Here is an 8,080-nt window from a genome sequence, read left to right as displayed (position 1 = left end):
AGCCACTCCACCGACTCGGTGCCGAGCCCCAATCACCCCATCTGACCCCAAGGCCGCCGACGAGCGGCCTTGGGGAGTACCGCCGGCCCGCGCCGAATTCAGGATCGGGCGCAAGCCCCGCGTGAGTCGCGCCAGCGGCGCTTGCGCCGCCGCCGGGGGGGGCGGTGCGCGGCGGTTCGCCTTCGTGCCGCCGGGGCCTGTGGGTTGCACCATCGTTCGAACGCATCATGCTTGACGACCGGCTGATGGCCGCCTGAGCCGGGGGGGCGCGCGGCACGCGGGGGCTTGTCGCGCCTGCGCGGCTTGTCTGCCCTGCCTTGCCCACCCTGCCTTGTCCACCTTGCCTTGCGGCTCGGCGCGGTGTTACGCTTGGTGGGCCTTGGCTCTCTTCTGGACAGGCCCTGAGCGCGCGCGACAGAGCGATTGCACAATTTTCAGGCACTTCGTGCTTGAAATTTAAACACAGTCCGACCTTGAGAACTGTTAAAACTTTGCGAAAAAGCGGCTCTGGTGGGGTGAATATTGCGATTGAGGTCTTTTCGCGAATGCACACATGTCCTACCACGGTATCTCAGCCAATGGCACGATTCTGATCGGAGTCGGGCACGAGGAATCTGGTTCCCGGGCGGGATCCTCGACCATGCAGTCCGGGTGCAGAACGAAAAAAGGTCCAGTCAGGCGTGAAGAAGATCGAAGCTATCATCAAGCCCTTCAAGCTCGACGAGGTGAAGGAAGCGCTGCACGAAGTGGGCGTTTCGGGCATCACGGTGACGGAGGCAAAGGGCTTCGGTCGGCAGAAGGGACACACCGAGCTTTATCGCGGAGCCGAGTACGTCGTCGATTTCCTGCCCAAGGTTAAGCTCGAAGTCGTGGTCTCGGACGTGCTGGCCGACCGGGTGGTGGAAGCCATCGCCGACGCCGCGCAGACCGGCCGTATCGGTGACGGCAAGATTTTCGTCGTTCCGGTCGAGACCGCGATCCGCATCCGCACCGGCGAGCGCGACGACGAGGCTCTCTAAGAGCCTGCAGGAACAATCCGGCCGGCGCGCCCGCGCGCCCGGCCGTGCGCAACATTGTCCGGCCTCTGGTCCGGCAAAGGGAACTTACCGGCACGGGGGGGCCGGCACGGTTCCCGGACAGCCCATCCACCCCTAGGCCTTCCCCGGTTGCGGGAAGTAAGATTGGAGAACCACACATATGGCAACTGCAAAGGACATCCTTGCGACGATCAAGGATGAGGAGATCGAATGGGTCGATCTTCGCTTCACCGATCCGAAGGGCAAGTGGCAGCACCTGACGATGTGCGCGGGCGTCCTGGGTGAGGACGAGCTCGAAGATGGCCTGATGTTCGACGGTTCCTCGATCGAGGGCTGGAAGGCGATCAACGAGTCGGACATGATCCTCAAACCCGACCTCGACGCCGCCTACATCGATCCGTTCTCGGCAACCCCGATGATGATCCTGTTTTGCGACATCGTCGAACCCTCGACCGGCGAACTCTACGCCCGTGACCCGCGCTCGACCGCGAAGCGTGCGGAATCGTTCGTCAAGTCGGCCGGTTTCGGCGACACCGTGTTCGTCGGCCCCGAAGCCGAGTTCTTCATGTTCGACGACGTGACCTTCTACGATGGTTACGACGGCAACGGCTTCAAGATCGACGACATCGAACTGCCGACCAACACCGGCAAGTCGTACGACACCGGCAACCTCGCGCACCGTCCGCGCGCCAAGGGCGGCTACTTCCCCGTCGCTCCGGTTGACAGCTGCACCGACATCCGCGCCGAGATGGTCTCGACCATGCTCGAAATGGGCCTGCCCTGCGACAAGCACCACCACGAAGTGGCCGCAGCCCAGCACGAACTCGGCCTGACCTTCGGCACGCTGACCACCACCGCTGACCGCATGCAGATCTACAAGTACGTGGTCATGATGGTGGCGCAGGCCTACGGCAAGACGGCGACGTTCATGCCCAAGCCGATCATGAAGGACAACGGTTCGGGTATGCACACGCATATCTCGATCTGGAACGAGGGCGAGAACACCTTCGCGGGCAACGGCTACGCCGGTCTGTCGGAGACCTGCCTGTACTTCATCGGCGGTGTCATCAAGCACGCCAAGGCGCTCAACGCCTTCACCAACCCGACCACCAACAGCTACAAGCGCCTGGTTCCGGGTTACGAAGCGCCGGTTCTGCTCGCCTACTCGGCGCGCAACCGTTCGGCCTCGTGCCGCATCCCCTACGGTGCGGGCACCAAGGCCAAGCGCGTGGAATTCCGATTCCCCGACGCGATGGCCAACCCGTACCTGTGCTACGCCTCGCTGCTGATGGCTGGCCTCGACGGCATCAAGAACAAGATCCACCCCGGCGAAGCCATGGACAAGAACCTCTACGACCTGCCTCCGGCAGAGCTCGCCGAAGTTCCGACCGTGTGCGGCTCGCTGCGTGAGGCTCTCGAGGCTCTCCAGGCCGACCACGCGTTCCTGCTCGACGGTGGCGTGTTCACCGAAGACCAGATCGAGGCTTACCTCGAACTCAAGTGGCCCGAAGTGCTGCGTTGGGAAACCACGCCGTCGGCGGTCGAGTTCGACATGTACTACAGCGCCTGATCGCGCTTTCCCCTCCCTTCGAGAGGGGCAAAACGGTTCGCCGAGTGGGGCGCCTGGAGCAATCCGGGCGCCCTTTTTGGTGGGCCGGGACCAACACCCTTCGGGGAACGCCTAGGGAATTGCCGCGTTGCTAGTCCTCGAAAGGAGATTCCCATGCGTTCAACCCGAGCATTTCTTGCCGGAACGGTAGCCGGTCTGGCCCTCGTCGCCGGTGCCGCGATGGCCCAGCCGGGCGGCAATGGGCACGGCAACGCCGACCATGGCAAGGACCAGGAGCAGGCGAAAAAGCCGCAGGCCAAGGCGCAACAGGCGAAGCGCGAACAGGCGCAGCACCAGCAGCAGGCTAAGGCGCAACAGGCGAAGCGCGATCAGGCGCAGCACCAGCAGCAGGCCCGTCAGCGGCAGGCGACGCGCGAACAGGGGCAGCACCAGCAGCAGGCCCGGCAGCAACAGGCGAAGCGCGTACAGGCGCAGCATCAGCAGCAGGCGAAGGCGCAACAGGCGAAGCGCGATCAGGCGCAGCACCAGCAGCAGGCCAGGCCGCAACAGGCGAAGCGCGAACAGGGGCAGCACCAGCAGCAGGCCCGGCAGCAACAGGCGAAGCGCGAACAGGCGCAGCATCAGCAGCAGGCTAAGGCGCAACAGGCGAAGCGCGAACAGGGGCAGCACCAGCAGCAGGCCCGTCAACGGCAGGCGCAGCGCGAACAGGCGCAGCACCAGCAGCAGGCCAAGGCGCAACAGGCGAAGCGCGAACAGGGGCAGCACCAGCAGCAGGCCCGGCAGCAACAGGCGAAGCGCGAACAGGCGCAGCATCAGCAGCAGGCTAAGGCGCAACAGGCGAAGCGCGAACAGGGGCAGCACCAGCAGCAGGCCCGTCAACGGCAGGCGCAGCGCGAACAGGCGCAGCACCAGCAGCAGGCCAAGGCGCAACAGGCGAAGCGCGAACAGGCGCAGCACCAGCAGCAGGCCCGGCAGCAGCAGGCGAAGCGCGAACAGGGGCAGCACCAGCAGCAGGCCCGTCAACGGCAGGCGCAGCGCCAGCAGGATGACCGTCGCCAGAGCCGCGTCGCGCACCGCGAGCCGCGCCAGGACATCCGGCGCGTTTCCTACACCGGACCGGCGGGCCACAAATTCGTTGTGCCGACCAACGACCGCGTGCGCGTGGTCACCAAGGGGCGCCCGGTGGACTGGGGCAAGATCGATCGTCGCCCCAGCTACAAGGGCTGCCCGCCGGGCCTCGCCAAAAAATACAACGGCTGCACCCCGCCGGGGCTCGATCGCACGCCGCGCCGCGCCTGGGCCAAGCCCGACTGGTACTGGAGCCGCTACGATCGCAACGTTAACTACCGCTACGCCGATGGGTACATGGTGCAGGTGGGCTCGGGCTCATCGATCCTGAGCTACATCCCGCTCCTCGCCGGGGCGCTGGCGATCGGTAACACCTGGCCGGGCCAGTACCAGAGCGTGGCGCTGCCCAGCTACTACGATACGTACTATGACCTTGGGCCGTCGAATTCGTACCGCTATTACGGCGACACGATTTACCGAGTCGATCCCGGCTCCTCGCAGATCAACTCGGTCGCCGCCGTGCTGGTGGGCAACGACGTCGTGATCGGCAAGCCGATGCCGATGGGCTACGACGTCTACAACGTGCCCTACGGCTACCGCGACCAGTACTACGACGGTCCGGACGCGCTGTACCGCTATTCGGACGGCTACATCTACCAGATCGATCCCACCACCCGGCTGGTCCAGGCGGCGATCGAACTGATCGCGCAATCCTGACAGGAGGCAAGACCACACCATGCGTACTTTTCTGAAGCGGACAAACGGTGCGTTGTCGCGCCGCGCGGGGTTCGTGCTGGCGCTGGCGGCGGGCGCGGCGCTGGCGGGCTGCTCGGGCAGCGAGCCGAGCGCGGACACCACCACGGCGGCGGCCGACCAGGCGCTCGTCGTGCCCGCGGACCAGACCGTGACCCAGCTGCTCGACAACGCCGACGGCCTGCAGACCGTGGCCGAAGCGCTCAAGGAAACGGGGCTGTCGGGCCTGTTCAAGGAGAAGGGCAGCTACACCCTGTTCGCCCCCGAGGACGCGACCTTCGAGGCGCTGGGCGATGCGGGCAAGACGCTGACCGGCGGCGATGACAACGCCGCGCTGGCCGCCCTGCTCAAGGAGCACATGATGCCCGGCTATGTGACCGTGCAGGACCTCTCCAACGCGATCGACGAGAGCAAGGACGGTTCGGTCACCATGCCCAGCCTGAGCGGCGACGAACTGACCTTCACCAAGTCGGGCGATACGATCACGATCAAGGCGCCCGACGGTTCGAGCGCGACGATCGATGGCGAGGCGATGGCTGGTGGCGAGAGCATCGCGATCCCCGTCACCGGATTGCTGCGCCAGGTTTCGTCCTGAGCGGCTTTAGAGCGGTCGATCCGATCGCATCGGATCGACCGCTCAAGAATTCCTGTTTTTGCGCGTTTTGCCGAGTTACTTCGTGTTCCACTTCGTTCGAAAAACGCTCTAAAAGGCGATCACTGCCTCGCCGATGGCGTCCCACACTTCGGCAAGTTCGTCGTCGGTGATGCAATAGGGCGGCATGACGTAAATGGTGTTGCCCAGCGGGCGCAGCAGCACGCCGCGTTCGCGGAAGAAGGCCTGGAGGTGGGGCGAGACGTCGCTCATGTAGCCGCCTTCGTCGTTCACCTTGATGTCGAGCGCGGCGATCGTGCCGCAGGTGCGTGGGTTGTCGAAGTGGTAGACCTGCCCCAGCTTGTCGATCCAGTCGGCCTGCTTTCGGGCCAGCGCGCTGATCCGCTCGAGCACCGGCTCCTCGCGCCAGATCGCGAGGTTCTCCGCCGCCGCCGCGCAGGCGAGCGGGTTGGCGGTGTAGCTCGAGGAGTGGAAGAACATGCGCGCGCGGTCTTCGGCGTGCCAGTGCGCCTCGAAGATCGGCTCGCTCGCCATGGTCACCGCGAGCGGCACCGCGCCGCCGGTCAGCCCCTTGGACAGGCACAGGATGTCGGGTTCGATCCCGGCCTGCTCACAGGCGATCAGCGTGCCCGTGCGGCCCCATCCGGTCATCACTTCGTCGGCGATGAACAGCACGCCGTGGGCCGCGCAGATGCGGCGCATCTCGGCCAGCACTTCGGGCGCGTAGAACAGCATTCCGCCCGCGCCCAGCACCAGCGGCTCGACGATCAGCGCGGCGGTTGTCCCCTCCCTGCAGAACGCCTCGAGCGCGTCATAGGTCGCCTGCTCGCCCCCTTGCGCGGGAAACGGGATGCGCCCGACATCGAACAGCAGCGGGGTATAGGGCTGGTTGAACACCCCGCGCTCCCCCACCGACATCGCGCCGATGGTGTCGCCGTGGTAGGAATGCTCCATGACCAGGATGCGCGAGCGCTGCGCCTCGCCGCGCCAGTGCCAGTAGCCCAGCGCCATCTTGAGCGCGACTTCGACGCTGGTCGATCCCGAATCGGAAAAGAACACCCGCGTCAGGCTCTGCGGCATGATCTGGCGCAGCCCCGCGGCCACCGTCTCGGCCGGTTCGTGGGTCCAGCCCGCGAAGATCAGCTGGTCGAGCTTGCCCGCCTGATCGGCGATCGCCTGCATGATGCGCGGGTTGCAGTGGCCGTGGGTGGTCACCCACCAGGACGAGATGCCATCGATCACGCGCGACCCGTCGGCAAGGTGGAGCAGCGCGCCCGAAGCGCTCGTGACCAGCGGGATCGGCTCGCCGCGGCCGTGCTGGGTGAAGGGGTGCCAGACCGAAGAGGGGTTCATACGCGAAAGTCCTCTGTCTTGAAGTGTGCCAGGAAGGCGGCGCGAAGCGCGTCGGGCGTGAGCGGGTCGAGCCGGGGCAGGCGGCCGAGCCGCTTGACCTGGCCCATGGCGCAGATGGTCGCCTCGCTGTCCTCGACCGGATCGCCCACGAAGGCAACCCCGAGCACGGGCACCGCGCGCGCGCGCAGCGCTTCGAGTGAGAGCAGGGTGTGGTTGATCGTGCCCAGGTTGGTGCGCGCGACGAGCACGACCGGCGCGCCCCAGCGGGCGAACTGGTCGGCGTAAGTCTCCTGCCGGGTCAGCGGGACGTGAACGCCGCCCGCGCCTTCGACCACCAGCGCGCCATCCACTTCGGGCAGCGCGAGGCGCGCCGGGTCGATCGTCACGCCGTCGATCTCGGCGGCGCGGTGCGGCGAGCAGGGCGTGACGAGGCGGTAGGCTTCGCGCAGCACGCGTTCGCGCGGCAGGCCCGAAAGCGCGGTAACGCGCAGCGCGTCAGTCTCGCCGTGCGGGTCCTCGGGTTCGATCCCGGCCTGCACCGGCTTCCAGTAGAAGGCGCCCAGCGCTCCGGCGAGCGCGGAGGCGAACACGGTCTTGCCGATCTCGGTGTCGGTCCCTGTCACCACGAGGGTCTGCGGGCGGGAGGGGCTGGTCATGGTTTCGCTCACCTTGGGTCGGGCCGGGAGGGCTGTGTGTCGGGCCGGAGCGCCGGGGTTTCGGGCTCGGATGGCCGGGCGAGGTGGATCGTCACCACCTCGTACGTTGCCGTGCAGGGGTTACGTTCGAATTGCGCCATCACTGCGCGAAGCTCCGCAGGCGCAAGCGGCCGATGCCCGGTGCGCGGGGTGCCTGCGCCGATGGCCTTGAGCGCGCGCAGGAAGGCGCGGGCGCTGCCGGGATGCTCGACGATGGGTTCGACGCGGACCTGCGCTCCCGCCAGTGCGGCGAAGCGCCGGGCGTCGAGGAAGGGCGGGGTGCCGGCCTCGAGGCCGAGCGCGGTGTGCGCCGCGCGCCATTCGGCAAAGGTTCCCGCGCCCAGCGTCGTGACCATGAGGTGCCCGCCCGGTGCGAGCCAGCCGCCCATGCGCGCCAGCGCGGCGAGCGGATCGTCGAACCATTGCAGCGCGAGGCTGGACGCGATGAGGTCGAAGGGGCCGTCTTCGGGCTCTGCGTATTCGGCGTCGAGCGTGGACAGCTGCAGGTTGGCACGCGGGCCGAGGCGTTCGTGACACCGCGCGAGCATGGCCGGGGCAAGATCGGTGACGCGCCAGCGGGCCTGCGGACTGGCCAGCGCCGTCTCGGCCAGGAGCGCCTGCGTCAAGAAGCCGGTGCCGCAGCCGAATTCGAATACGGCGGGGGCAGGCGCCAGGTCGAGCGCGGCGATGCGGCGTGCGAGCCCTTGCGCGATGCGGTGCTGGACCGGGGCGTGGCGGTCATACCCGTGCGCGGCGCCGAACGCGCGCGAGACGCTGTCGTGCGCGATGGGCCGGGAAGGGCGGGCGGGGGCGTTCATCGGAAGGGCAGGCCGGTTGTCAGGCGCCGGGTGCGGCAAGGGCCTGCCCGATCGCCCCGGCGCAGAAGGCCGGGTCCTCGAGCGGGAGCAGATGGCCGCCGGGGTGCGCGATCCGGCGCACCGGGCCGAGCGGGAACGTCGCCGCGCGCATAACCGTGGGCAGCAGCGGATCG

8 protein-coding genes are annotated in these 8,080 nt (G+C 67.3%); 4 read left to right on the top strand and 4 right to left on the bottom strand.

Features of this window, described 5'->3' with window-relative positions; genetic code table 11:
• Nucleotides 1-680 precede the first annotated feature (680 nt).
• Both MTR62_RS18730 and glnA read left to right on the top strand, forming a co-directional pair.
• Nucleotides 681-1,019 (top strand): P-II family nitrogen regulator, encoded by a 339-nt coding sequence (locus MTR62_RS18730; RefSeq protein WP_244023803.1) that lies wholly within the window; start codon nt 681-683, stop codon nt 1,017-1,019.
• Between the two features lie 178 nt (nt 1,020-1,197).
• Entirely contained in the window at nt 1,198-2,607 is a 1,410-nt protein-coding gene (gene glnA / locus MTR62_RS18725) for a type I glutamate--ammonia ligase (protein ID WP_244023801.1), read from the top strand.
• Between the two features lie 159 nt (nt 2,608-2,766).
• On the opposite strand, the gene MTR62_RS18720 is transcribed toward glnA, so the two are convergent.
• Nucleotides 2,767-3,735 (bottom strand): hypothetical protein, encoded by a 969-nt coding sequence (locus tag MTR62_RS18720; protein WP_244023799.1) that lies wholly within the window; start codon nt 3,733-3,735, stop codon nt 2,767-2,769.
• A gap of 9 nt (nt 3,736-3,744) precedes the next feature.
• Between MTR62_RS18720 and MTR62_RS18715 the strand changes: the two genes are divergently transcribed.
• Entirely contained in the window at nt 3,745-4,392 is a 648-nt protein-coding gene (locus MTR62_RS18715; RefSeq protein ID WP_244023797.1) for a hypothetical protein, read from the top strand.
• Nucleotides 4,393-4,411: 19 nt separating this feature from the next.
• Nucleotides 4,412-5,023, top strand: a complete 612-nt coding sequence (locus MTR62_RS18710; protein WP_244023795.1) for a fasciclin domain-containing protein — start codon at nt 4,412-4,414, stop codon at nt 5,021-5,023.
• 108 nt (nt 5,024-5,131) lie between these two features.
• Here the strand turns inward: MTR62_RS18710 and MTR62_RS18705 are convergent, their stop codons facing one another.
• Genes MTR62_RS18705 through MTR62_RS18695 form a run of 3 tightly spaced genes read right to left on the bottom strand, consistent with a single transcriptional unit; the run spans nt 5,132 to nt 7,907 of the window.
• Nucleotides 5,132-6,394, bottom strand: a complete 1,263-nt coding sequence (locus tag MTR62_RS18705) for an adenosylmethionine--8-amino-7-oxononanoate transaminase (RefSeq protein WP_244023792.1) — start codon at nt 6,392-6,394, stop codon at nt 5,132-5,134.
• Nucleotides 6,391-7,050, bottom strand: a complete 660-nt coding sequence (gene bioD, locus MTR62_RS18700; protein ID WP_244023790.1) for a dethiobiotin synthase — start codon at nt 7,048-7,050, stop codon at nt 6,391-6,393. The genes MTR62_RS18705 and bioD overlap by 4 nt, the downstream gene beginning before the upstream one ends.
• A gap of 8 nt (nt 7,051-7,058) precedes the next feature.
• Entirely contained in the window at nt 7,059-7,907 is an 849-nt protein-coding gene (locus MTR62_RS18695; RefSeq protein ID WP_244023788.1) for a methyltransferase, read from the bottom strand.
• Nucleotides 7,908-8,080: the final 173 nt, after the last annotated feature.

The organism is Novosphingobium organovorum (genome assembly GCF_022832435.1).
GTDB lineage: Bacteria > Pseudomonadota > Alphaproteobacteria > Sphingomonadales > Sphingomonadaceae > Novosphingobium > Novosphingobium organovorum.
The sequence above is the reverse complement of the archived record's forward strand: the minus strand, read 5'-3'. Positions and strand labels throughout refer to the sequence as shown.

What these genes read in the sequence shown, in the direction of transcription:
- MTR62_RS18710 (WP_244023795.1), top strand. Translation starts at nt 4,412, where the DNA reads ATGCGTACTTTTCTGAAGCGGACAAACGGTGCGTTGTCGCGCCGCGCG.
- glnA (WP_244023801.1), top strand. Translation starts at nt 1,198, where the DNA reads ATGGCAACTGCAAAGGACATCCTTGCGACGATCAAGGATGAGGAGATC.
- bioD (WP_244023790.1), bottom strand. Translation starts at nt 7,050, where the DNA reads ATGACCAGCCCCTCCCGCCCGCAGACCCTCGTGGTGACAGGGACCGAC.
- MTR62_RS18695 (WP_244023788.1), bottom strand. Translation starts at nt 7,907, where the DNA reads ATGAACGCCCCCGCCCGCCCTTCCCGGCCCATCGCGCACGACAGCGTC.
- MTR62_RS18705 (WP_244023792.1), bottom strand. Translation starts at nt 6,394, where the DNA reads ATGAACCCCTCTTCGGTCTGGCACCCCTTCACCCAGCACGGCCGCGGC.